Origin of the sequence: Butyrivibrio proteoclasticus B316 (assembly GCF_000145035.1) — a bacterium.
Taxonomy (GTDB): domain Bacteria; phylum Bacillota; class Clostridia; order Lachnospirales; family Lachnospiraceae; genus Butyrivibrio; species Butyrivibrio proteoclasticus.
This window is the reverse complement of the sequence record NC_014387.1, coordinates 3,392,232-3,417,030: the sequence shown is the minus strand read 5'-3', so window position 1 is coordinate 3,417,030 and position 24,799 is coordinate 3,392,232. Positions and strand designations below refer to the sequence as shown.

Here is a 24,799-nt window from a genome sequence, read left to right as displayed (position 1 = left end):
TGCCAAGAAAGAAACTCTAAAAAAAGTATAAAAACTGATATGTAATGACCTCCTGTCAAGCAAAAAATGACTGGAATCACCACAAACATATTTAATTGTTGCTGAAGGCACCTTGAAAGAGCCTCGGGGTATCAGTTCCCGGCATTGGCCACTCTGATATACGTGGATTGGTTACCGACAGGTCAATGGTCCGCCGTGAGCTCTACCGTCTAGTTGCGTGGATCACAAATTTCTCTGTGCCAACATAGTTTTATCGTAGATAGCTCTAACCTTGAAATGGCCGAAGCCCTTTCAAGATGTCTTCAGTTGGTACTTGTTGGTGGCCAGATGTAAATGGCGTAAGCCATCTTACATCTGCTTGATTACCCGCTATAACAGCGGGGTGAAGATGTCAAGGCTGCGAAGCACCGCCCACGGCGGCTTGGCCTTGATATCGGAGGCGCGATGTTATACCTGATCATGCTATATTATCGGTTATCATGCCCCACATGAAGCAGGCAAGTTCTCTTGCTATTGCAGTTTTAGCCACATTGTGTTTCTTGCTTTTACCAAGAACCATTTTGTAAAACTTGCGTCTTAGCCTTTCATTAGCTTTATCAGCATATGCAATGACTTGAGGTGAGTTGCCAATCTGACGGGATTTAAGTGCTTTTGATTTATGTCCGATTTGTCCTTTGCTGTATGACTGGGATGATTCTATAAGAAGCTGTCTAACATGACGATTTCCGGCTTTTGTGATTCCAAGCCTTGACTTTTCATCACCACTGGATTCTTCACCAGGCACAAGTCCAAGATATGCAGCAAACTGATTGGCTGATGCAAAACGTTTGAAATCACCTACTTCAACCAATACAGATAGTGCTGTGTGAGTTTGAACCCCGATGAAACAGCAGAGTTTTTTAACAGGCTCTCTGTATTCATCTTTTAAAGCAAGTTCTTCTATTCGCTTGTCTAAACGTTCAAGCTTATCTCTCAAGTTTATGTAGGTCAGCAGATATTCATCGAGTATTTCTTTATACAGTGCCTCAGGCTTTAATGATTTTAACCAGTTCACATGAGCTTCTGTCCAGTGACTTTTTCCTTCATAGCGATAGTCGTGGCGAAGACAAAACGAAAGTATTTGTTGCTTCACTTTCTTGAGTGCAAGCTTATGATCATCTCTCATACGGAGAAACTCTTTTGTTTCTTCATCTGTAGAAGTAGGAACATGAACAGGACTGTAATTGTGCTGAGCCAGACATTTGCCAATCAATTCAGCATCACGTTTATCAGTTTTAATTCTTTTGCCACTACGCGGTTCAAGCATAGTGGTTGGTGCAAGTATCACACAGTTAACGTTATGATTAGTTAACTGATGATATAAAGTATAGCCGAGACATCCGGCTTCATAACCGCATATAAAGTTTGTATCATTTCCGTAGATGGTTCTAAGGAATTCCAGATATTTTAGGACTTCCTTGTAATCAGCGTGGGTGCGCCTTGTATGAGACGCCTTCTCTGTTTCGATTAAATAATCGCAGAGAGTAAAACTTTCCTTATGTACATCCATTCCTACGTAAACTGTGATATTATTCATTTAGTGACCTCCCTTTGTATGCGGTAATCCCTGTTACCATTGACTCAACATCTTTAGTATACAGGTAAATCCACGTTGCTACATAGTGGAGGTCATTACATATTGTCTAGTCAATTTTGAAATGTATATTCGTTAATGCAATCAGATTAGTGAAATATAATATTACCTGCCAAAGAGCGCACGAAATGTCGGGGGTATAATAATATGGATGCTATAATGAGATATAGCAAGAGAAAGGAGCAAGTTAGATGCAGGGTTGGATAGAAGGATTCCAGGAATCAATAGACTTCATAGAGCAAAATCTTACGGATGAACTGGATATAGAAGCTATAGCAGATAAAGCGGCGCTGTCACCCTTTTATTATCAACGCATATTTGGAGCTCTTTGCGGTGTAACAGTCGGTGAATATATTCGTGCGCGCAGAATGACGCTGGCTGCTCAGGAACTTACAAGTAAGGATATAAAGGTGATAGATGTTGCTATTAAGTATGGCTACGATTCACCGGATAGCTTCGCAAAAGCTTTTCAAAAGTTCCATGGAATTACGCCGTCTCAGGCACGAGAGCCTGGAGCTGCACTTCGTTCTTTTGCTCCGTTACATATTAGAATCACGATGGAGGGTGGAACCATGTTGGATTATCGTATAGTTGAAAAAGCACCGTTTACTATTGTTGGAGTAAAGAGACCATTTAATTCTGAAACGAGTTACCAGGAAATTCCAAAGTTTTGGGACGAGTGGCTGGCACAGGGAGAGAATCGTTCTATTAAAGGTACTTTTGGAGTATGCATTGATATGAGAGGTAAGGACTTTGACTACTGGATCGCAGATCTCTATTTTCCTTGGGAAGATATCCCAGAAGGGTGTGAGACCAGATGTATCCCAGGAAGCTTATGGGCACAGTTTCCTTGCACAATGAGTACTCTACAGGAAACAAACACTAAGATTTGGTCAGAGTGGCTGCCTGCATTAAATGGGTATTCACTGCTTGGAGAATATGACATTGAAGTATATCTTCCTCCAGAAGAGGGCTCAGATGAAATGTCAGTGTACATATGGGTGCCTCTTAAAAAGGATTGATTGCTGCTAAGAGCAAGCTATGTTTATGGATATTTAATAAAAGACTGTACGAATTTGCGGTAAAATATAGACGTACGAGTTTTGATGGCATAAAACTGCATATTTGCTTAGTTTTTGTTATAATGATAAGTATCAAACATGCATTATGAGGAGGCTTTATGAAGAAAAAACCGTTATCTTTTGACAAAGACCTATTCAAGAGAAGTGTCCTTTACAACGTTAAGACCCTTTACAGGAAAACGATGGAAGAGGCTACTCCTCAGGAAATCTACCAGGCAGCAGCATACGCGATAAAAGATGCAATAGTAGATCACTGGATGACAACACAGAAGGCAGCAGCAGAGCAGGACCCCAAGATTGTTTACTATATGTCTATGGAATTCCTCATGGGTAGAGCATTCGGTAACAACCTCATCAACCTTCAGGCTTATAAGCCGGTAAAAGAGGCACTTGATGAACTGGGACTTGATGTTAACCTTGTTGAAGATCAGGAACCGGATCCTGCTCTTGGAAATGGTGGTCTTGGAAGATTAGCGGCGTGCTTTCTTGATTCACTTGCCACTCTCGGATATATGGCTTATGGCTGCGGAATCAGATACAAATATGGAATGTTCCGTCAGCAGATAAAGGATGGTTATCAGGTAGAAGTTCCTGATACATGGCTTGAAAATGGTAACCCCTTCGAACTTAGAAGAAGTGAGCTTGCCAAAGAGGTTAAATTTGGCGGCTACGTAAATATGTTTACAGATGAATATGGCAGAACAATCTTCAGACAGGAAGGCTATCAGGTTGTTAGAGCTGTTCCTTATGATCTGCCTGTAATAGGATATGGTAACGGAGTTGTAGATACACTCAGAATTTGGGATGCCGAGCCGATACAGTGCTTCCAGCTTGACTCTTTTGATAAGGGAGATTATCAGAAGGCGGTTGAGCAGGAGAACCTCGCAAGCCAGCTCTGTGAAGTCCTTTATCCTAATGATAACCACATTGCTGGTAAAGAGCTGCGACTCAAACAGCAGTATTTCTTTATTTCAGCTTCTGTTCAGACTGCTGTTCAGAGGTATTTGAGAAATCATGACGATATAAGAAAACTCTACGAGAAGACTGTATTCCAGCTCAATGATACGCACCCGACAGTTGCAGTTGCTGAGCTTATGAGAATTCTCATGGATGATTACTATCTGTCATGGGATGATGCCTGGGATGTAACAACTAAGACATGTTGTTATACTAACCACACTATCATGTCAGAGGCTCTTGAGAAGTGGCCGGTAGATCTTTTCCAGAGGCTTCTTCCCAGAATTTATCAGATTGTTGATGAGATCAACAGAAGATTTGTTGACCAGATCATGCGTACATATTCAGGTTCCGCAGGTATTGATGTGCAGGCCAAGATCCGTAGTATGGCTATCCTTTATGATAATCAGGTCAAGATGGCTCATCTGGCAATCGTTGGCGGTCATTCAGTAAATGGTGTTGCCAAGCTTCATACAGAAATCCTCAAACAGAGAGAACTTAAGGATTTCTATGAGATGATGCCTGAGAAGTTCAACAATAAGACTAATGGAATCACTCAGAGAAGATTCCTTATGCACGCCAATCCGCTTCTGGCTGACTGGGTTACAGAGAAAATTGGTGATGACTGGATCACTGACCTCTCACAGATGGACAAGCTCAAAGACTTCGTTAATGACAAGAAAGCACAGGCTGAGTTCATGGACATTAAGCTCAAGAACAAGCAGAGGCTTGCTGAGTATATTCTGGAGCATAACGGAGTTAAAGTTGATCCTAAGTCTATATTTGATGTTCAGGTCAAGAGACTTCATGAGTACAAGAGACAGCTCCTTAACATCCTGACAGTAATGTACAAGTATCACGATATCAAGTCCCATCCAAACAAGGACTTCTATCCTAAGACTTATATTTTTGGTGCCAAGGCGGCAGCAGGATACCTCACAGCTAAGCTGACGATCAAGCTCATCAACTCTGTTGCTGAGGTTATCAACAATGACCCTGATATCAAGGGCAAGATCAAGGTAGTCTTCATAGAGGATTACAGAGTATCTAATGCTGAGCTTATATTTGCTGCAGCGGACGTTTCCGAGCAGATATCTACAGCAAGTAAAGAGGCATCCGGAACAGGTAATATGAAGATGATGCTAAACGGCGCTGTAACTATCGGAACAATGGATGGTGCTAACGTGGAAATCGTCAATGAAGTTGGCGAAGAGAATGCGTTTATCTTTGGTTTGTCATCACAGGAAGTAATGGAGTACGAGAAAAACGGAAATTACAATCCAATGGATATTTATAACAGCGATCCTAATGTTAAGAAGGCTCTCGATATGCTTGTAGATGGCACTTTCTCCAAGGATAAAGAACTGTTCAGACCTCTTTACAACTGTCTCCTTAACAAGGTTGGCGGCAACAGGGCAGATCAGTACTTCATCCTCAAGGATTTCGAATCTTATCTGGAAGCTCAGAAGAAGATATCAGATGCGTATGCTGATAAGAAGCGCTGGGCTAAGATGGCGCTGATGAACACAGCTTGCTGTGGCAAGTTCTCATCAGACCGTACAATTCAGGAATATGTTGATGAAGTATGGCATCTTGATAAGCTGAATGTGGAAGCAAAATGATTTTTCTCATGATGCAATTCGTCTATCATGTGATATAAATGTATATCATGTAATATGAATATGAACAAGAAATGAAAAAAGGGATTGTCAGCAATAAAATGCGGCAATCCCTTTTAGACTTTTTTGTAATAATTTTAGTTAGGATCATTTGAATCAAGATGATGCTTTTCTATAAGCTTTTCCACCTGCTTTAAATGTTCAGCGCCTGCGGTATTTCCACTCTTAGGAAGGCTCTTACGGAACTTGGAGGGGGACATACCTTTTTCCTGTTTGAAGGCCTTGGAGAAAACAAGAGGGTCTGAATAGCCGCAGGATATAGATATGGATTCAATTGGAAGATCCGTTAACTGCAATAGCTCTGAAGCCTTGGCAATTCGATAGCTTGAAAGGTATTGTTGAGGTGATATACCAAGGTTTTCCTGAAACAAGGTATAGAGATAGCTTCTGTTGATGCAGACATAATCAGCAATATCAGTAACCTTGATCGGATTATAGTAGTTGCTGCGTACAAAGGCCTGAGCCTTGTGAACATAGTTGTTATCGCTGCTGGAATCACTTCTGGGAGTGACAGAGAGTCCTGACGCAATAACAGACAAAAAGAGAGATAAAAGTCCATTTCTGCGAAGTGAATCCTCTACACTAAAGGTATTGTGATCCATCATATCTTTGACAAGACCGTAAATGTCCTTGGATTTATCACTCATAAATATAGGCTGCTGTAGAGAAAGGCCAAGCTGAGAGACTATTTCTTTGGCACGATTTCCGCCAAAGCCAATCCATACGTAGGTCCAGGGATCTTTTTCATCTGCAACATAGTAGGCCAGCTCATCAGGTACAATAAGGAAACCATATTTTTCAGTCAGCGGATATTTTTGGCCACCGATAGTAAATGAGCCTTTTCCGCTGAGAATATAGTGAATCATATAATGAGGCTTAAGGGCAGGCCCAAAGCTGTGTCCGGGTTCTGTCTGGGACAGGCCGCAGCAGTAAACATACAGATCATCTGATTCCTCCGTATTAAAGAGGAGTTTGTAGGCTTTTTCCATATATCTTTTTCCGTTTCTTAATGTAATCCAGATAAATTCATATTATATTTTCATATTAACAATTTAACTAATGTATAGGCAAGGAAACTAATTAGAAAAAATGAAACAAATCCCTCATTAAAATTGTATTTTAGGTAGACTTACTGTAAAATGGACTTGCATGTTTTGTAAATTAGAGTAGTAGAAATCGGATTGTTATGAAATCCGGGAGGCAGGTTGTGGATAAGAATACGCAGGAACTTTTAAATGCGGGTAACGATATATTAAAGAGTGTGACTAAGGCCATAGATACCAATGATTACAGTAAGCTGGCCGGAGAGATCAGTAGAACAGTCAAGTCAGTCAGTATTGAGCGCAAGACGACTTATGCCAGTGGTATCAATCAGGACAGAACGGTACATATAGTCCGTAACAATGGCGCTAATGCTGTTCACACATTTCCATTTTTGGCCAAGAGGATCAGCAAATATAACGGACTGGTCGAGGGAATAATTGGAACATCACTTTCTTTTTGCTTTTTCTGGGCGTTTTTTGGATGTCTTTTTTCTCATCTGATGCCTTTGATAATAACGATGCTTGCAATTACGATTGCAACAGGTTTATGGGGATTCAGAGGTCTTAAGAAATTCAAACTGGCGAAGGCAATGCACAAATATGGTAATATTCTCAAGAATGCAGAATATTTTAAGGTAAGTGATCTTGCTGCTGCGGCTCTCGAATCTGATGAGAAAGTGTACAAGAATCTCAAGGATATGGTTGCTATGGACTATCTTCCAAGAGGTAAATTTGACGCTACGAACTCTACTTTTATGATAACAGATGCTGCATATCAGCTCTATCTTGGAGCAGAGCGCGACAGAATGGCTAGAGAGGAAAGAGATGCTCAGGTTGAGGAACTCACAAGGTCTGCTACTCCTGCCAAGGCGCCTGACAAGGTTCAGAGCATTTTGGATGAAGGAAGAGAGTATATTGTTTTTGTCAGACAGATAAATGATGTTATCCCTGACACAGAGGAAATGTCTAATAAGCTCTATAAACTCGAGAGCCTTATGAACAAGATTTTTGAGCAGGTTAAAAAAGAGCCTGATACAGCAGATGATCTTCATAAACTGATGAACTACTATCTGCCTACAACCAAGAAACTTCTTGCTGCTTATGTGGAACTTGATAAGCAGGCGGTTCAGGGTGAGAATGTTCAGCAGACCAAAAAAGAGATTGATGAAGTTATGGATACGATCAATGAAGCTTTTGAGAAGCTTCTTGACAGCCTTTTCCAGGATATGGCCTGGGATATCTCATCAGATATTTCAGTCATGAAGACAATGATGGCACAGGATGGACTTACAGATGACGGAATGCAGGTTTCAGCTGCAGGAGGGATGATGGCTCAGGCACAGCAGGGTGCAGTTCTTGAGTTTGATAAATAAATTAAGTTTTTAGGAGGATTTTTGTAATGGGAGATGAGTTAAACTTTGATGCAGCACCAGCTGCACCTTCACTTTCTTTTGGGGCAGAGGCAGCTACAGCAGAGGCACCTGCACAGGAAGCAGTTCAGGCAGAGCCTGAGAAAGCCAAGGACAACGGCAACCTTGCAATGGAAGCGCAGTTATCAGCTGAGGAACTTAAACAGGTTGATGATTTCAGCAAGCAGATTGATATCAGCAACACAACAGGTATCATGAACTATGGTGTTGGTACACAGAAGAAGCTTGCAGATTTCTCTGAGAAAGCTATAGATAATGTACGTACCAAGGATATGGGACAGGTTGGTGATATGATCACTGATCTCGTTACACAGCTCAAGAGCTTTGACATCGCTGAGGATGAGAAGGGACTTAAGGCTCTCTTCAAGAGAGGTGCCAACAAGATTGAGGGCATGAAGGCCAAGTACAACAAGGTTGAGACAAACGTTGAGACTATTTCTAATGAGCTTGAGAGACATCAGGTAACACTGATGAAGGACGTAGAGCTTCTCGACAGAATGTATGACCTCAACCTCAACTACTACAAGGAGCTTACAATGTACATCCTTGCAGGTAAGAAGAGACTTGAACAGGAGCGTAGTACTACACTTGTAGAACTTCAGAAGAAGGCTGAGGAATCAGGACTTCCTGAGGATGCCGAGAAGGCTAAGGATTTCGCAAACAAGTGCGACAGATTTGAGAAGAAGATCTATGACCTCGAGCTTACAAGAACTATTGCTATGCAGACCGGCCCACAGATCCGTATGGTACAGAGCTCAGACACAGTAATGGCTGAGAAGATTCAGTCAACTATCGTTAATACTATTCCTCTTTGGAAGAACCAGATGGTTATTGCTATCGGTATCGAACATTCAACACAGGCTGCTCAGGCAGAGAGAGAAGTTAACGATATGACTAATAAATTACTCAAGGCAAATGCAGATGCACTCAAGGTTGCAACTATCGAGAGCGCTAAAGAGGCAGAGAGAGGAATTGTTGATATCGAAACTCTCAAGCATACAAATGAGTCTCTTATCACAACTCTTGATGAGGTTCTCAAGATCCAGACAGAAGGTAAGGCTAAGCGTCGTGAGGCAGAAGCTGAGCTTTCACAGATCGAGAATCAGCTCAAGGATAAGCTTCTTCAGGCTGCTAAGCAGTAATTCATCTGTTTTACAGACTTATATTTACATATGAACAAAATGACCCGGGTATATGGCTTTTGACTATACCCGGGATTTTTTAACTAATTATTAACAGTTAACATTTTGACAGGTAATATGAACAAAGTGGTATTTAAATATTTGCATCTTAAATATATAGTATAAGCAGAATAATTGCTCTGAGAGAGTAAATAAATTGATAATCTATTTATAAGAAAAAACATAAAGTTTAAAAATACAGGAGGGTTTTATGATCGATCAGAACATGAAGCAGTCAGTTCTTGAGAATTTCGAGAAGGTTTTTGGAAAAAGAGAAGGCATCAAGACATACTTTGCACCGGGAAGAGTTAACCTTATAGGTGAACATACCGACTATAACGGAGGACATGTTTTTCCATGTGCGCTTACAATTGGAACTTATGCAGCTGTTGCTAAAAGAGATGACCGCGTAGTTCAGTTCTATTCTGTCAATCAGGACAGGTTTGGTGTATACGGAGTAAATCTTGATGATATAGATACTATAAACGATCAGGCAGGATGGACTAATTATCCGATTGGCGTTATATGGGCATTTGCAGGACGTGGAATGAAGCTTGATAAGGGCTTTGATATGGTCATCAATGGAAATATTCCTAATGGATCAGGCCTTTCATCATCAGCTTCTCTTGAGGTTCTTACAGGATTTATATTAAGAGACCTTTATGGATTTGATGTTACTAATCAGGATATAGCTCTTATCGGCCAGTATTCAGAGAACAACTACAACGGCTGTAACTGCGGAATCATGGATCAGTTCGCATCAGCTATGGGTAAAGAGAATAACGCTATTTTCCTTGATACAGCAGATTTGTCATATGAATATGCTCCTATCAAGCTTGATGGAGCCAAGATTGTAATAGCTAATACTAATAAGAAGCACAAGCTTACTGATTCACAGTACAATGCAAGACGCAGCATGTGCGAAGAAGCGCTTGCAATTCTTCAGAAAACTGTAGATATAAAGGGACTTGGAGATCTTTCAATAGAAGAGTTTGAGGCTCATAAGGATGTTCTCACAGATCCTGATATGCAGAAGAAAGCTAAGCACGCTGTTTATGAGAACCAGCGTACAATTGAAGCTGTTAAGGCACTTAAGGCAGGAGATATCGAGCACTTTGGTGAGCTTATGAGACAGTCACATGAATCTCTTCGTGATGATTATGATGTAACAGGTGTTGAGCTTGATACACTTGCTGAGGAAGCCTGGAAGATTCCGGGAGTTATCGGCTCCAGAATGACAGGCGGCGGATTCGGCGGATGCACAGTTTCTATAGTCAAGGATGAAGCTGTTGAAGACTTTAAGAGAATTGTTGGAGAAAACTACCTTAAGAAGATTGGTTATGAAGCAACCTTCTATACTGTAGAAATCGGTGGCGGCCCACAGGAAATCTGATCAGGATTTAGGAGTGAAATGGCTATGACAGATATAAATGTAGCAATTAAGAAACTTGTAGCATATGGACTGGCAACAGGACTTATAGAGAAAGAGGATATCATTTATACAGTTAATTCTCTTTTGATTGAGCTGGGACTCGATAGCGTAGAGGCAGAGATAACAGATATTGAGAAGCTTGTCGCAGAGGTTCCGGGAGATGAAGCAGAACTTGGAAATTATCTGGAGAAGGTTCTTGGAGAGCTTGATGATTATGCCGCTGCAAATGGACTAATCGAGAATGACAGTGTAGTTTACAGAGATCTATTTGATACCAGACTGATGGGACACTTTGTAGAAAGACCAAGCGCTGTTATCAGGAAATTTAATGAGAAGTATAAAGAGAGCCCTGAGGCTGCAACCTATTACTACTATAATCTTTCCAAGAACAGTGATTATATACGCAGATATCGTATTGCCAAGGATATGAAGTGGATAGCACCAACAGAATACGGTGATCTTGACATTACTATTAATCTTTCCAAGCCTGAGAAGGATCCTAAGGCTATCGCAGCTGCCAGAAATGCCAAGCAGAGTGGATACCCTAAGTGTCAGCTGTGCTGGGAGAATGAGGGGTATTCAGGAAGATTAGATCATCCTTCCAGAGAGAATCACAGGATCATTCCTGTAACTATCCAGAATTCCAAATGGGGATTTCAGTATTCTCCATATGTTTACTATAATGAGCACTGTATTGTATTCAATTCACAGCACATTCCTATGAAGATTGAGCACAATACCTTCTGTAAGCTATTTGATTTTGTTAAGGCATTTCCTCACTATTTTGTCGGATCCAATGCAGATCTTCCGATAGTTGGAGGTTCTATTTTAAGCCATGACCATTTCCAGGGCGGTCATTACACCTTTGCAATGGCTAAGGCTCCAGTAGAGAGAACATTCACAGTCAAGGGCTTTGAGGATGTAGAGAGTGGAATTGTTAAATGGCCTATGTCGGTTATCAGACTTTCAGGTACTGATACGGATAGGATCATTGAACTTGCTGACGTGATCCTTAATAAGTGGAGAGGTTATACTGACGAGGCTGCATTTGTGTTTGCTGAGACCGATGGAACTCCTCACAACACAATTACACCTATTGCCAGAAAGCGTGGAGATAAGTATGAGCTTGACCTGGTTCTGAGGAATAACATTACAACTGAGGAACATCCTCTTGGAGTTTATCATCCTCATGCTCAGCTTCATCATATTAAGAAAGAGAACATTGGACTTATAGAAGTAATGGGGCTTGCTGTTCTTCCTGCCAGACTCAAATCAGAGATGGCACAGCTCAAAAAAGCTATGCTTGCAGGCGCTGATCTTAGAGCTGACGAGGTTCTTGAGAAGCATGCCGACTGGGTAGATGAGTTTAGCAAGAAATATGATGTGATCAATGAGAGCAATATTGATGAGATTGTTCAGAATGAGATTGGAGAAGTATTCATGCATGTTCTGGAAGATGCAGGTGTTTATAAGAGAACACCTGAGGGACAGGCTGCTTTTGACAGATTCACCAAGTCTCTTTGATCAGAATCTAGTAGAAAAGGTTTACATTATCGGATGAGATAGTGTAAACCTTTTTATCGTTTGTAATTCAGTGAATTGCTTTATTTTAATGAGATTTCAGGCTTCGACATTCATGGTTTCAAGAGCTTCATCAATCATTTTGGTGATCTGATTACGGCTAAGAGAATTAAGTTCATTGGCTATAGGAGTAAGAGCCTGCAATTTATGAGATATTTCGCTTTCAACAAGACCAAGTTTTGTCTTGTACATATCAATCAGGAGTCTGTAGGTTCCGGAGATATCTGTCCTTGTCTTGACAGCGAATTCAAGAACAGCGCAGGCATCTTCAAAACGTCCCTGATTATATAACTCCTGTCCCCATTTCTGGAGAGCGACAACAAGAGCAGTATAATTAAGGTCATACTGAGTAAGAGCTGTGATATTGGCGGCTCCATATTCAAGCTTGAGATCTGTATTTGTTATTCCTGTAAAATTGACGATCTTTTCATCCTTTAGTGCTAGGATTTCTTCTTCTGCCTTGCGAAGGATTTCATTTTCACCGTATGTTTCAAACGGGAGGAGCTGAGTTGGAATGTGTATGTATTCAAGATTTTCTAAACTTTTTTTACGTACACTGTTGGCCGCACGCTCTTTTTCCCAAAAGTCAGCCTCCTGTTGCTCGACCTTCCTGGAAACCTTGCGGGAGGAGATGTTGAAGAGGACGATAAGAACTATGAAGCTTGCTAAAAAGGGTAATTTCATCTATAATATCCTTTCAGTTAAGGAGTAAATATTCTAACTATATTGCATATAATTTATAATAGCACAATCTTTCAGAGGGGGCATTATGAAAAAATTTCTCGGAGGAGTTCTTCTCTTCATTGGTGTGCTGTTACTTCTGCCTGGTATTCGGACAAAAGCAGCAGATGGACGAACAATTGCAAATGGCGTTTATATCGGAGATATAGATGTTTCAGGAATGACAGTATCAGACGCAACAGCGGCTGTTCATTCCTATTTTGATAAGATGGCTGGTGCAGAGATTACTCTCGATGCCGGCGAGGGCCGCAGTCTTCAGGTTAGCGGCGAGGATCTTGGCATTTCATGGAAGAATCCTCAGATCATAGAAGATGCTTATAGTCTTGGACACAAGGGCAATGTGATCCAGAGATACAAAGCCCTCAAGGATCTTGAGAAGGAAGGCCACAGATTCGATATAGAATATGGTTTTAATGATGAACACCTTCAGGAGATAGTTGGTGACAGATGCAGCTCTTTTAATCAGGACAAGGTTAACTATACTCTTAAGAAGACAGCTGACGGATTTACAGTAACTGAGGGACAGACAGGCTATGTAGTTGATGTAGATCAGTCTATTGCGGCAATTAAGAATTTTGTAACAAGCGGATGGAATGGCGACAATGGAGCTGTTTCTCTTTCAATTAAAGAGGATGCTCCGCTTGGAAGTGCTGAGGATTTGTCCAAAGTCAGAGATGTACTTGGTACATTCACTACAAGCTATAAGACATCAGGATCATCGAGATCTGCCAATGTGGCAAATGGATGCTCGCTGATCAATGGAACAACACTGTATCCGGGCGAGGAATTTAATGTACTTGATACTATCACTCCGTTTACAGAAGCTAACGGATATTATCCTGCAGGCTCATATCTTAATGGAATAGTAGTTGAGAGTATTGGTGGAGGAATCTGCCAGGTTTCAACAACTCTTTATAACGCTGTATTGCTGGCGGAGCTTGAGGTAACAGAGAGACATAATCATTCAATGATCGTCAATTATGTATCTCCTTCTGCCGATGCGGCTATCGCAGAGTCCGGGGGCAAGAACTTCAGATTTGTTAACAATACTGAATACCCTATTTATATAGAAGGATACACATCTTCAGACAAGCATATTACATTTACAATTTATGGAGTTGAGACAAGGGATCCTGGTAGGAAGGTTGCTTTTAAGAGCGAGGTACTTGAGACTACACCAGCCTCTGAGGATCAGTATGTGACAGATGGTTCTCAGGGAATCGGCTATGTGGGAACACAGTCAGCTCACATTGGTTATAAGGCTCAGCTTCGCAAGATTGTTACTGAGAATGGTTCAGAAGTCAGCAATGAAGTGATCAACAGTAGTACATACAAGATGGTTCCAAGGATTATCACTGTAGGTACAGCAGGTGCCGATGCGACAGCTTTGGCACAACTCCAGACAGCGATCGCTACGAGAGATGTTGGCACAGTCAAGGCGGTAGCCGGAGCTCTCAAGGCTGCAAGAGACGCAGCCGGAACAGAGAACGCTGAGGCGGCGGCTCAGGCAGCAGCGGCAGCAGTTGATGCAGCAAACGCCCAGATTCAGCAGCAGGCAGTGGCTGAGGATATGGAGTCTATAACAACTAACGGATGATATAGGAGCCGGAATGAGATTAGGCAAGATTACTGAGAATGCTTTAAAGAGATCTGTTTTAAAGCAGCTTAGAACAGAATTTAAGAATACAACAAGCGCAGCTGTAGGGACAGACTGCGCTTTTTCTGAAAAGAAAAGGACTTTTTCCACAATTGTTCCTGTAACTGTAAATGTTCAGGATGCTGCTTTTTATGGTGTGGTAAAAGCGGTTAATGGGTTGGTATCCCAGGGACTTATACCAGACCATGTGGAAGTGTCAGCTCTTTTACCAATAGATGCAGAGGAACAGGTTATTAAGAAAATTGTCGCTGATGCCATAAGGGCGGCAAAATTTTGTAAGGTTGTCTACAGCGGAGGGCATACCGAGGTTACATCGGCAGTTAACAGGCCTCTTGTAACTGTTTCGGCTGTTGGATCTTGTGATGATGTTAGTAAGTCTTCAGGGCTCTTTGACAGTAAGCCGGCGCCCGGTCAGATGCTTGTAATGACTAAATGGGCTGCAATGGAAGGAACTGCGATGCTTGCAGCAGAGAAATATCAGGAACTTACAGGCAGATATCCGGCACCTTTTATAGATGATGCAATAAGCCTTAGAGAAGCTCTTTTTGTAGGAAAAGAGATGGATATAGCTGTTGAATCCGGAATTACTGCAGCACATGATCTGTCAAATGGCGGAGTGTTTGCAGGATTATGGGACATGGCCGCCCGAGCGGGATGCGGGCTTAAGGTGGATATGAGATGTATTCCTCTTAGACAGGAAACTGTTGAAATATGCGAATTCTTTGGGCTTAATCCGTATCATCTTTTGTCAGGTGGATCTCTTTTGCTTGCAACTGATAATGGGGAGAAACTCGTGGCTGACCTAAGAGAAAATGGCATTTTGGCTGTTGTAATCGGAGAGCTTGTGGAGGGGAATGACAAGGTTATCATCAATTCTGATGAGACAAGGTTTTTGGAATCCCCTCAGGCGGATGAGATTTTAACTGTGCTGGGGTAAAGAGATCATGATGTTAAATATGTCATGTTTACTTTGGAGCAAATGTAAGGCACAATAATGGTTGTAAGTCATTAAGTTGAGGAGAATAAAATGGGAACAAGAGAAGAGATATTAAATATCATCGAGAAGAATAGTAGAATTGATATTCATGAACTTAGCGTTTTGCTTGGGGCAGATGAGCTTCTCGTGGCTAATGAGCTTAAGGCACTTGAGGAAGAGGGAATTATCTGCGGATATCACACAATGGTTGACTGGTCCAAGACAAGTCTTGAAAAGGTCAATGCCCTTATAGAAGTTAAGGTTACACCAACAAGAGGACAGGGCTTTGACAATATTGCCGAGCGTATTTACAAATACCCTGAGGTTACAAGTGTATACCTTATGAGTGGTGGCTTTGACCTTATGGTAATCCTTGAAGGCAAGTCACTTCAGGAAGTTGCCGGCTTTGTAAATAACAAGCTTGCAACACTTGATACTGTTCTTAGTACAGCGACACATTTTATTCTCAAAAAATATAAAGATCACGGCACTATTTTGACTAAAAAGTACGAGGATACAAGGGAGATTATCACACCATGAGAAACCCATTAGGAAGTAAAGTTGTAGATATCAAACCTTCCGGAATCAGGAAGTTTTTTGATATCGTACAGGAGACTGAAGGGGCTATATCACTTGGTGTCGGCGAGCCTGATTTTGATACTCCCTGGCACATAAGAGATGAGGGCATTTATTCCCTTGAGAAAGGCCGTACCTTCTATACATCTAATTCCGGATTAAAGGAACTTAGGGTAGAAATATCCAATTATATTAAGAGAACACAAGGCGTGGAATACGACCCGATAAAAGAGGTCTTTGTAACTGTCGGAGGATCTGAAGCAATAGATCTTGCTATGAGAGCTATGCTTGATCCGGGAGATGAGGTTTTGATTCCTCAGCCAAGTTATGTTTCCTATGAGCCATGCGCTATTTTAGCTGATGCAACACCGGTTATTATCGAGTTAAAAGAGGAAAATGAGTTCAGACTGACAGCGCAGGAAGTTCTTGATAAGGTTACAGACAAGACCAAGATACTGGTTCTGCCATTTCCTAACAATCCAACCGGTGCGGTTATGGAAAAAGAGGACCTTGAGGCAATTGCCAAGGTTGTCATAGAAAAAGATCTGTATGTGATTTCAGATGAAATATACGGAGAACTCAGCTATAAGGGAAAGCATGTGTCTATTGTTTCGCTTCCCGGAATGAAGGAGAGAACAATACTCATAAATGGTTTCTCCAAGGCTTATGCCATGACAGGATGGAGACTTGGATATGCCTGTGGGCCTGAGATTATCATGAAACAGATGATCAAGATACACCAGTTTGCAATCATGTGCGCTCCTACAACCAGCCAGTATGCTGCTGTTGAGGCGCTCAAGAACGGTGATGAAGATGTCAGGATGATGAGGGAAGAGTATAACCACAGGAGAAGATACCTTCTCAATAAGTTCAAGGAGATTGGACTTCCTTGCTTTGAGCCATACGGAGCATTTTACGTATTCCCGTGTATCAAGAAGTTTGGAATGAGCAGTGATGAATTTTGTACCCGTCTTCTCACAGAAGAGAAGCTTGCAGTTGTTCCGGGAACAGCATTTGGAGACTGTGGTGAGGGATATATTCGTATTTCCTACGCATATTCTCTTGAGAATCTGAAAACAGCAATGGAGAGATTCGAGAGATTTATTTCAAAATTATAATTTTATATGAATAAACCAAAAAGCCGGGATATTAGATATGTGCAAGTTGTGCATACCAATATCCCGGCTTTTTGCATTGCTAACGTCCTGTTCAATCAACCTTAGTTTCGAAAATATTTGATTCGAAGAACTTATTATAGCCCTGCCAGCCAGGAACGGTTACATTTGACAGAAGTTCCGTAAATGTTTCCATCTTGGCATCTGTGTTGTCTGCAAGATTAAGTGCTACAGCTTCCATGATGGCTGGTTTCTTGGGAGAGCCATATTCAAACTCACCGTGATGGGCAAGAATGCAGTGCTGTAATTCCTGCTTGAGAAGCTCAGGGAAGCCTTCAATTGTTCTGGCCTTTTCGCTTACCATTTCACATCCCATAACGATGTGGCCAAGGAACTGACCTTCGTCAGTATAGTCATTTATCGGGAAAAGACTAAGCTCTCTTGTCTTACCAATATCATGACAAATAGCTGCTGTCAGAAGAAGGTCACGGTTGAGTCTTGGGTAAGAGGTGCAGAAGTAATTACACAACTTGGTCACGCTAAGAGTATGCTCTAAAAGACCGCCGATAAAACCGTGATGTACAGTCTTGGCTGCACTGGACTTGCGGAACAGTTCGATAAACTTCTCGTCGTGAACAAAGAACTCTTCAAGTAGCTTTTTTAAATATGGATTCTGGATACTTCCGATGATGCCAAGAAGCTCTTTGAACATTTCATCGATATCTTTGCTGGTAACAGGAAGATAAAGAGCCGGATCATATTCGCCTTCATGGCACTTTCTGGCTCTCTTGATATTAACCTGAAGAGCTCCGTTGAAGCTTGTCACTTCACCAAATACATCGATGCAGTCGGTGTCATCAAATTCATCAATTCCATCACTATTAGGTTCCCAAACCTTGGCGTCTACGGTACCGGTCTTGTCCTGGAGAGTAACTGAATAGTACTCTTTACCATTCTTGGTAGTAGCGCTTAATTTGTGTTTGCACATGTAGATATCTGCTACTCTGTCGCCTGGTTTCAAATCCTTGATAAATTTCATTAAAAAACCTCATTTCTAACTATTACATAATCATGGTCAATCATGTGTTGACTCAGTAAGTGTGGCTTCCAGATTCATTTCTATATAATCTGAAACAGCCTGACGCATTACAGTAATTGATATTACATCATCAGGGCTCAGCTGGGCAAGTTTATTTGTCAGCTGTTCATAACTTGTTATATCCATATCCCCAATGGCAGTAATTATATCGCCGCTCTGAATACCGGCCTTCATGGCTGGAGAGCCAAGTTCCGCCATTGTGATGTATGCTCCTGAAGGAACATTTTGTAGAGTCTGTATTTCCTGTGGGACAGTTGTTCCGTGAACACCAAGGTAAGCTCTGGATTTACTGTTGGATAAATCTTCCATAAGTGCCTTGAGCTCAGTAATTCCAATGGCACAGATATTATTGGACAGATCAACAGGCTCTTTATCCATGTCTATTATACCTACTACCTGTCCAAGAAGGTTTATCAAAACGCCGCTTCCTTGCTTACTGCCGTAGATATCCGTAGTAATAAGCTTATAGGTACTGTCCGGAAGATCCAGAGTAGTTTTTTCACTTGTTACAATTCCATACGCAATGGATCCCTGTACTCCAACTGGAGAGCCGATCGCTATAACCGGAAGGCCGGCAATGCTGTTGGAATTAGAGCTACCAAGAGTTGCTACAAGAATCTTTTCTCTTGTTTCTGCGGAAAGGTCTGATTTCTTGATTGAAAGGATACACAAATCGGTGATAGTGTCCACAAGATTGACCTGAGCTTCTGCCTTGGCATTGTCGCAAAAAGTGATTCCTATAGTTTCGGCATCCTTGAGTGCTTCGTAGAAAGCGAGTACGAGGAGATTACTGCCGCTGTCGGCAACAATCAGTCCTGATGCTGTTCCGCTGCTCTCAAACGATGGGCTGAACCAGTTGGTGTCACTGGAAATAGCCGTGATCTTGACGATGCTGCGGCTTCCTTCCGTAGCAACACCCTTAAGAGAGGACATCATCTTACTATAATCTTCTGAACCAAAGGTATAGGAGGCAATTGCCTGATCAATCTGATCCTTTTGTGTTGCTTCCAGGTATTGAGCCTCTGTAGCAGCAATTTCATTATCATCTGCGTACATTTCTTCCGGCGTCAGCTCGTCACTTGCTGATTCTGCGGGAAAAGAAACTTTCTCAGGCTCTTTTTCCGGATAGAGAGTATCGGTAAATACCGGCTGTAGCAAAAGAAATGTAAAACAGGCAACTACACCAAAGACTACAGCCAAAGAGATAGTGATAATAGTCCTGCGCAGCAGTTTTTTACGATTTATTGGACGCTGCTTGATCTTCTCACTGATAAAGGCTGTGTTGGCCAGAGTGTCTTTTTTGTTGTCGTCCTGATTAAGTGGCATATGCATTCCCCCAAGCTTGAAATAACATAATATCTTTATAATTATAGCCGCTTTCACATTAGAATTCCACTAGTCATGCGGAGAGTTAGGTGTTAAACTGTAGTTTGGGTAGTTATATGATAAAGAGGTTTATTAGCAATGAATTCAAAAGCATTACGCGTACTTGAGTACGATAAGATCATAGACAGGCTTGCAGAACACGCTACTTCCGAGCCTGGACGCAAGATGTGCAAGGAGTTAGTGCCATCTGCAGATATCAAGGAAATCAGACACAATCAGACCAAGACATCTGATGCTATTGCAAGAATTTTTAAGAAAGGCTCTGTGTCTTTTGGCGATAACAGGGATTTTACAGGTTCCCTCAAGGCACTTAAGATTGGAAGTGCACTGGATACAGCAGGACTTTTAAGACTTGCGGCTTTTCTTGAAAATGTAGCGAGAGTCAAGAATTATGGCAGAACACAAAGAGATGACGAGGCTCCTGATTCACTCACAGAGTCTTTTAGCATGTTGGAGCCATTAACTCCTGTTTCTGTTGAAATCAGGAGATGCATCGTTTCCGAGGATGAAGTCAGCTCAGATGCAAGCCCGGCTCTTAGACATATCAGACGTGGAATCATGCTGACTAATGACAGGATCCATGAGCAGCTTAACAGACTTATCAACGGACCTATGCGCACATATATGCAGGATGCAGTAGTTACCATGCGTGACGACAGATATTGCGTTCCGGTACGAGCAGAGTACAAATCACAGATAAACGGAATTGTTCATGACCAGTCGTCTTCAGGATCTACTCTATTCATTGAGCCGGCTGCGGTTGTGGAGCTCAACAATAAGATCAAGGAGCTGGTTCTTCAGGAAAATGCTGAGATTGAGAAGATTCTGTTAGAGCTGAGCCTGCAGGTTGGAGAGCACGCTGAGGCAATTAAATATAACTCAGATATCATGACTGACCTTGACTTTGTATTTGCCAAGGCTTCTTATGCTCTTGAGATAAATGCTATTTCACCTGTTTTTAATGATAATCACTCATTTGACATCAAGAAAGGAAGACATCCTCTTATTGATAAGAACAAGGTTGTTCCTATTGATGTTTATGCGGGCAAGGATTTTGACATGCTCATAATCACAGGACCTAACACAGGTGGTAAAACAGTTACCCTCAAGACAGTAGGTCTTTTGACACTTATGGGACAGGCAGGCCTTGCAATTCCTGCTGGGGATAAGTCAGAGCTTTCTGTATTTGACGAGGTTTATGCAGATATTGGAGATGAGCAGAGTATTGAGCAGTCTCTTTCAACTTTCTCATCTCACATGACAAATACTGTTAAGATATTGGAGAATGCTGATTCTAATTCGCTTTGTCTTTTTGATGAGCTTGGTGCGGGAACAGATCCCACAGAGGGTGCGGCACTTGCGATTTCTATCCTCAACAATTTGCATGAGAGACAGGTCAGAACGCTTGCAACAACGCATTACAGTGAGCTCAAGATTTATGCACTCAATACGCCCGGCATTCAGAATGCCAGCTGCGAGTTTGATGTAGAGTCACTTCGTCCTACTTACAGACTTCTCATCGGAATCCCGGGTAAGAGTAATGCATTTGCGATTTCTTCCAAACTGGGCTTGTCCGAAGAAATCATAAATGCGGCCAAAGAGCAGATTGGAACCGAGGATAAAAAGTTTGAGGACCTTCTTTCTGATCTTGAGAAGAGCCGTAAGACAATAGAGAATGAGAGACTTGAGATTGCCCAGTACAAACGGGAGGTTGAGGAACTCAAGGCTGAGCTTGCAAGTAAGACAGATAAGCTTGATAAGCAAAAAGAGGAAATTCTCAGGCAGGCCAATGAGGAGGCAAGGAATATTCTTCAGGAAGCCAAAGATCTTGCGGATGAGACTATCAGAACCTTTAGAAAAGCCGGTCCAAATGCTACAATGCAGGATCTTGAGAGAGCAAGAACTAACGTCGGCCAGAAGATTTCAGCCAAGAACAAGGCTATTTCAGCCAAGAAAGAAGCTGCAAATGCTTCACATCCTATACTCAAGGAATCTCAGTTAAAGCTTGGTGAGTCAGTAAAGATCGTATCTATGGGACTTAGGGGTACTATTTCATCCAAGCCTGACAAAGACGGAAATCTCTATGTTCAGTGCGGAATCATGCGTACTAAGGCTAATATAAGAGATCTTGTGCTTGTACAGGATGAAGATGGCAAGGCGGCCATGAAGAAGTTCTATGGCAGAAATACAAGCTCAGGCAAGATGGATCTGTCCAGAGCAGCCAGCATCAGAACTGAGATAAACCTGATTGGTAAGAACAGTGATGACGCTATTTCTGCTCTTGATAAATATCTCGATGATGCTTATATGTCGCATCTTAATAATGTTCGTGTTGTCCACGGAAAGGGCGCAGGCATACTCAGACAGGCTGTTCACAACTACCTTAAGTCAGTGCCTTATGTTAAATCATTTAAGCTTGGGGAATTCGGCGAGGGAGATGCCGGAGTTACAATAGTTACATTTATAAAGTGAGGGGAAAATGGCAACAAAACAGAAAATCTTAATTGTCGATGATGACAACAACATTGCAGAGCTGATCTCATTGTACCTGATCAAAGAGTGCTTTGAGACACGAATCTGTAACGATGGCGAATCTGCCATCAACACATTTGATACTTTTGAACCAAATCTGGTACTGCTCGATCTGATGTTGCCTGGTATCGATGGATATCAGGTCTGCAGAGAGATCAGGACCAAGTCACAGGTTCCTATTATCATGCTCTCCGCCAAGGGTGAGGTTTTTGATAAGGTGCTTGGACTGGAAATGGGAGCAGATGACTACATGGAGAAGCCCTTTGATTCCAAAGAGCTTGTAGCCAGAGTCAAGGCTGTTCTGCGCCGCTACAAACCGCAGGTACAGGAGATTCAGGAATCTGATGATAAGGTTGTAAGATATCCTGACCTTGAAATAAATATGACTAATTATTCTGTCAAATATATGGGAGAAAGAGTCGATATGCCGCCCAAGGAACTGGAACTTTTATACTTTTTGGCAGCATCACCTAACCATGTATTTACAAGAGAGCAGCTTCTTGATCAGATCTGGGGCTATGAATATATAGGCGATACCAGAACAGTTGATGTTCATATCAAGAGGCTTCGTGAGAAACTCTCAGACCATGAGAAATGGCGCCTTGCTACAATTTGGGGAATTGGATACAAATTTGAGGTACAACAGTAAATGAAGAGAACTCTTTATTTAAAATTTCTATTGGCGTATCTTTTGTTTGCTATCTTCGGATTCGTAGTAGTTGCTACCTTTGTGTACAGCATGACCTATGAGAGACTCAGAAGAGACAAGGCTGACAGTATGTACCAGGTTGCAACACAGATAGCCAATACTTACGCAGCGGATCTGTATAACAGTGAAACGTCGCTTGATGCAGTACATACACAGATGGTGGCACTTTCCAAATATATGGACAATGCGGCTATCTGGATCATCAACCCATCAGGCCGACTGGTTCTTGACTCATCGAGAGTAATTGAACCGGGAAAAGAAATAGTGATAGATGGTTTTGATCCTACGGTTACAGGAAGTTCTTACTATACGACAGGAAATTTCTGGAATAGCTATAGCGAAGATGTACTCAGTGTATTTGCGCCTATAACTGCTAATTTCAAGGTTCAGGCCTATGTTGTAATACACACGCCGATAGCAGCCATTCAGAGTGCGGCCAATGAGTTTTTGAATATTTCCTACCTGATGCTCATAGTTCTTTTCCTATTGTCACTTATCATTCTCATTTTCTTCACAGAGCTAGTGTACGTGCCACTTAGGAAGATCACGACAGCTACTGAGCAGTACGCGGCAGGAAATATGAGCTATGAATTCTCAGTTGAATCAGAAGATGAAATGGGATATCTTGCCGCTTCACTGTCTTATATGGCAGGTGAAATTGCCCGTCAGGAGGACGATCAGAAGAAGTTTATTGCAAATGTTTCCCATGATTTCAGATCGCCACTTACATCAATCAGAGGTTATCTGGTGGCAATGCAGGACGGAACTATTCCCGAAGAAATGCATGGCAAATACCTGGGAATAGTAATCAATGAAACTGACAGACTTACCAAGCTCACCAATGAGCTTCTGACGCTTAACAATCTCAACACCAGGGGAATGCTCCTGGACAGAACTGATTTTGACATCAATCAGGTGATCAGAAACGTCGCAGAGTCTTTTGGCGGAACCTGTATCGACAAGAAGATAGCTATAGAGCTTGTTCTGACAGATGAGAAGATGCTGGTTAATGCCGATATGAGTAAGATCCAGCAAGTGTTATACAATCTTGTGGACAATGCGATCAAATTCAGCCACAAGGATTCCAGTGTCAAGATAGAGACAACAGAGAAACACAGTAAAGTATTCGTTTCAGTCAAGGACAGTGGAATTGGAATCCCCAAGGAAGATCAGAAGCTTATTTTTGACAGGTTTTATAAATCAGATGCATCCAGAGGTAAGGACAAGAAGGGCACAGGTCTTGGCCTTGCCATTGTAAAAGAAATAATCAAAGCCCATGAAGAAAATATCAACGTGATCAGTACGGCAGGTGTTGGAACAGAGTTTATTTTTTCTCTTGCCAAAGCTAAGGCAATGGATGAAGAGGATGAGTGATCATGGGTGTTTGATACCAAATAATATACGAATTGCTTCATGATCATCATCATTTTCGCAATTCTCAATATAATAATCGGAGTTTTATAGATATGCATATAGTTTTACATCAGCCGGAGATTCCACAGAATACCGGCAATATTGGAAGAACCTGCGTTGCAACAGGAACAAGTCTTCACCTTATTGAGCCGCTTGGCTTCAGACTTGGGGAAAAAGACCTTAAAAGAGCAGGAATGGATTATTGGCAGCATCTTGATGTTACAAGATATGTTGATTACCAGGACTTTCTGGAAAAGCACCCAGGAGCCAAAATCTGGATGGCTACTACAAAGGCCAAAAAGTGTTATACAGATGTTCAGTTTGGAATGGATGACTTTATAATGTTTGGAAAAGAGAGCGCAGGCATTCCGGAAGAAATCCTTGTAGATAATGAAGAGAACTGCATCAGAATTCCAATGGGAAGCGATATCAGATCCCTTAATTTATCCAATTCTGTGGCAATAGTGTTGTACGAAGCTCTCAGGCAGAACAACTTTGCAGGGCTTGAGCAGCAGGGAGAACTACACAGACTTCATTGGAAAAATGAAGAGTAAGAACAGTTAAGTTAGATTCAATC

General features: G+C 41.8%; 19 protein-coding genes. 14 read left to right on the top strand and 5 right to left on the bottom strand.

From position 1 onward, the window contains the following. Positions 1–457: 457 nt before the first annotated feature. Positions 458–1,576, bottom strand: a complete 1,119-nt coding sequence (locus BPR_RS14450) for an IS110 family RNA-guided transposase (protein WP_013280040.1) — start codon at positions 1,574–1,576, stop codon at positions 458–460. A 248-nt stretch (positions 1,577–1,824) separates the two neighbouring features. Between BPR_RS14450 and BPR_RS14445 the strand changes: the two genes are divergently transcribed. Then, a complete protein-coding gene (locus tag BPR_RS14445; protein WP_013282231.1) occupies positions 1,825–2,655 on the top strand; it encodes an AraC family transcriptional regulator in 831 nt (276 codons plus the stop codon). A gap of 158 nt (positions 2,656–2,813) precedes the next feature. Further along, positions 2,814–5,294: a glycogen/starch/alpha-glucan phosphorylase gene (locus BPR_RS14440; RefSeq protein ID WP_013282230.1), complete on the top strand. Its 2,481-nt coding sequence runs from the start codon at positions 2,814–2,816 to the stop codon at positions 5,292–5,294. A 134-nt stretch (positions 5,295–5,428) separates the two neighbouring features. Here the strand turns inward: BPR_RS14440 and BPR_RS14435 are convergent, their stop codons facing one another. Continuing rightward, positions 5,429–6,340, bottom strand: coding sequence for an AraC family transcriptional regulator (locus BPR_RS14435; RefSeq protein WP_013282229.1), 912 nt, complete (start codon positions 6,338–6,340; stop codon positions 5,429–5,431). A gap of 218 nt (positions 6,341–6,558) precedes the next feature. On the opposite strand from BPR_RS14435, the gene BPR_RS20020 reads away from it, so the two are divergent. The 4 genes from BPR_RS20020 (at position 6,559) to galT (ending at position 11,961) form a co-directional block, all read left to right on the top strand. Beyond that, positions 6,559–7,767: a 5-bromo-4-chloroindolyl phosphate hydrolysis family protein gene (locus BPR_RS20020; RefSeq protein ID WP_013282228.1), complete on the top strand. Its 1,209-nt coding sequence runs from the start codon at positions 6,559–6,561 to the stop codon at positions 7,765–7,767. Positions 7,768–7,793: 26 nt separating this feature from the next. Further along, on the top strand, positions 7,794–8,966 hold the full coding sequence (locus BPR_RS14425; protein ID WP_013282227.1) for a toxic anion resistance protein: 1,173 nt from the start codon (positions 7,794–7,796) through the stop codon (positions 8,964–8,966). A gap of 250 nt (positions 8,967–9,216) precedes the next feature. Beyond that, positions 9,217–10,398, top strand: a complete 1,182-nt coding sequence (locus BPR_RS14420; protein ID WP_013282226.1) for a galactokinase — start codon at positions 9,217–9,219, stop codon at positions 10,396–10,398. 18 nt (positions 10,399–10,416) lie between these two features. Beyond that, positions 10,417–11,961 carry a UDP-glucose--hexose-1-phosphate uridylyltransferase gene (galT, locus tag BPR_RS14415; RefSeq protein WP_013282225.1) on the top strand — a complete coding sequence of 515 codons (1,545 nt, stop codon included), beginning with the start codon at positions 10,417–10,419 and terminating at the stop codon, positions 11,959–11,961. Between the two features lie 96 nt (positions 11,962–12,057). Here the strand turns inward: galT and BPR_RS14410 are convergent, their stop codons facing one another. Then, the gene (locus BPR_RS14410) at positions 12,058–12,702 is read right to left on the bottom strand and encodes a hypothetical protein (RefSeq protein WP_013282224.1); all 645 of its coding nucleotides are present in this window, start codon (positions 12,700–12,702) and stop codon (positions 12,058–12,060) included. 85 nt (positions 12,703–12,787) lie between these two features. Here BPR_RS14410 and BPR_RS14405 point away from each other — a divergent pair, with 85 nt between their 5' ends. From BPR_RS14405 to BPR_RS14390, 4 genes are all read left to right on the top strand, one after another. Next, positions 12,788–14,356 carry a VanW family protein gene (locus tag BPR_RS14405; protein ID WP_013282223.1) on the top strand — a complete coding sequence of 523 codons (1,569 nt, stop codon included), beginning with the start codon at positions 12,788–12,790 and terminating at the stop codon, positions 14,354–14,356. 13 nt (positions 14,357–14,369) lie between these two features. After that, a complete protein-coding gene (locus tag BPR_RS14400; RefSeq protein ID WP_013282222.1) occupies positions 14,370–15,353 on the top strand; it encodes an AIR synthase-related protein in 984 nt (327 codons plus the stop codon). 90 nt (positions 15,354–15,443) lie between these two features. Further along, entirely contained in the window at positions 15,444–15,932 is a 489-nt protein-coding gene (locus BPR_RS14395) for an Lrp/AsnC family transcriptional regulator (protein WP_013282221.1), read from the top strand. Beyond that, entirely contained in the window at positions 15,929–17,086 is a 1,158-nt protein-coding gene (locus tag BPR_RS14390; RefSeq protein WP_013282220.1) for a pyridoxal phosphate-dependent aminotransferase, read from the top strand. The genes BPR_RS14395 and BPR_RS14390 overlap by 4 nt, the downstream gene beginning before the upstream one ends. A 91-nt stretch (positions 17,087–17,177) precedes the next feature. On the opposite strand, the gene BPR_RS14385 is transcribed toward BPR_RS14390, so the two are convergent. Next, complete coding sequence (locus BPR_RS14385; protein ID WP_013282219.1) at positions 17,178–18,122, bottom strand: 3'-5' exoribonuclease YhaM family protein; 945 nt, start codon at positions 18,120–18,122, stop codon at positions 17,178–17,180. Between the two features lie 36 nt (positions 18,123–18,158). Beyond that, positions 18,159–19,508: a S1C family serine protease gene (locus BPR_RS14380; RefSeq protein WP_052301833.1), complete on the bottom strand. Its 1,350-nt coding sequence runs from the start codon at positions 19,506–19,508 to the stop codon at positions 18,159–18,161. Positions 19,509–19,646: 138 nt separating this feature from the next. On the opposite strand from BPR_RS14380, the gene BPR_RS14375 reads away from it, so the two are divergent. The 4 genes from BPR_RS14375 to BPR_RS14360 all read left to right on the top strand — a co-directional run bounded on the left by BPR_RS14375 (position 19,647) and on the right by BPR_RS14360 (position 24,776). Then, on the top strand, positions 19,647–22,040 hold the full coding sequence (locus tag BPR_RS14375; protein WP_013282217.1) for an endonuclease MutS2: 2,394 nt from the start codon (positions 19,647–19,649) through the stop codon (positions 22,038–22,040). A 7-nt stretch (positions 22,041–22,047) separates the two neighbouring features. Then, entirely contained in the window at positions 22,048–22,749 is a 702-nt protein-coding gene (locus BPR_RS14370; protein WP_013282216.1) for a response regulator transcription factor, read from the top strand. Then, positions 22,750–24,183: a HAMP domain-containing sensor histidine kinase gene (locus tag BPR_RS14365; RefSeq protein ID WP_013282215.1), complete on the top strand. Its 1,434-nt coding sequence runs from the start codon at positions 22,750–22,752 to the stop codon at positions 24,181–24,183. A gap of 92 nt (positions 24,184–24,275) precedes the next feature. After that, positions 24,276–24,776: a tRNA (cytidine(34)-2'-O)-methyltransferase gene (locus BPR_RS14360; RefSeq protein WP_013282214.1), complete on the top strand. Its 501-nt coding sequence runs from the start codon at positions 24,276–24,278 to the stop codon at positions 24,774–24,776. Positions 24,777–24,799: the final 23 nt, after the last annotated feature.

Excerpts from the sequence above, each read along its gene's own strand:
- BPR_RS14450 (WP_013280040.1), bottom strand. The coding sequence starts at position 1,576 with ATGAATAATATCACAGTTTACGTAGGAATGGATGTACATAAGGAAAGT.
- BPR_RS14445 (WP_013282231.1), top strand. The coding sequence starts at position 1,825 with ATGCAGGGTTGGATAGAAGGATTCCAGGAATCAATAGACTTCATAGAG.
- BPR_RS14440 (WP_013282230.1), top strand. The coding sequence starts at position 2,814 with ATGAAGAAAAAACCGTTATCTTTTGACAAAGACCTATTCAAGAGAAGT.
- BPR_RS14435 (WP_013282229.1), bottom strand. The coding sequence starts at position 6,340 with ATGGAAAAAGCCTACAAACTCCTCTTTAATACGGAGGAATCAGATGAT.
- BPR_RS14425 (WP_013282227.1), top strand. The coding sequence starts at position 7,794 with ATGGGAGATGAGTTAAACTTTGATGCAGCACCAGCTGCACCTTCACTT.
- BPR_RS14420 (WP_013282226.1), top strand. The coding sequence starts at position 9,217 with ATGATCGATCAGAACATGAAGCAGTCAGTTCTTGAGAATTTCGAGAAG.
- galT (WP_013282225.1), top strand. The coding sequence starts at position 10,417 with ATGGCTATGACAGATATAAATGTAGCAATTAAGAAACTTGTAGCATAT.
- BPR_RS14410 (WP_013282224.1), bottom strand. The coding sequence starts at position 12,702 with ATGAAATTACCCTTTTTAGCAAGCTTCATAGTTCTTATCGTCCTCTTC.
- BPR_RS14405 (WP_013282223.1), top strand. The coding sequence starts at position 12,788 with ATGAAAAAATTTCTCGGAGGAGTTCTTCTCTTCATTGGTGTGCTGTTA.
- BPR_RS14400 (WP_013282222.1), top strand. The coding sequence starts at position 14,370 with ATGAGATTAGGCAAGATTACTGAGAATGCTTTAAAGAGATCTGTTTTA.
- BPR_RS14395 (WP_013282221.1), top strand. The coding sequence starts at position 15,444 with ATGGGAACAAGAGAAGAGATATTAAATATCATCGAGAAGAATAGTAGA.
- BPR_RS14390 (WP_013282220.1), top strand. The coding sequence starts at position 15,929 with ATGAGAAACCCATTAGGAAGTAAAGTTGTAGATATCAAACCTTCCGGA.
- BPR_RS14385 (WP_013282219.1), bottom strand. The coding sequence starts at position 18,122 with ATGAAATTTATCAAGGATTTGAAACCAGGCGACAGAGTAGCAGATATC.
- BPR_RS14380 (WP_052301833.1), bottom strand. The coding sequence starts at position 19,508 with ATGCCACTTAATCAGGACGACAACAAAAAAGACACTCTGGCCAACACA.
- BPR_RS14375 (WP_013282217.1), top strand. The coding sequence starts at position 19,647 with ATGAATTCAAAAGCATTACGCGTACTTGAGTACGATAAGATCATAGAC.
- BPR_RS14370 (WP_013282216.1), top strand. The coding sequence starts at position 22,048 with ATGGCAACAAAACAGAAAATCTTAATTGTCGATGATGACAACAACATT.
- BPR_RS14365 (WP_013282215.1), top strand. The coding sequence starts at position 22,750 with ATGAAGAGAACTCTTTATTTAAAATTTCTATTGGCGTATCTTTTGTTT.
- BPR_RS14360 (WP_013282214.1), top strand. The coding sequence starts at position 24,276 with ATGCATATAGTTTTACATCAGCCGGAGATTCCACAGAATACCGGCAAT.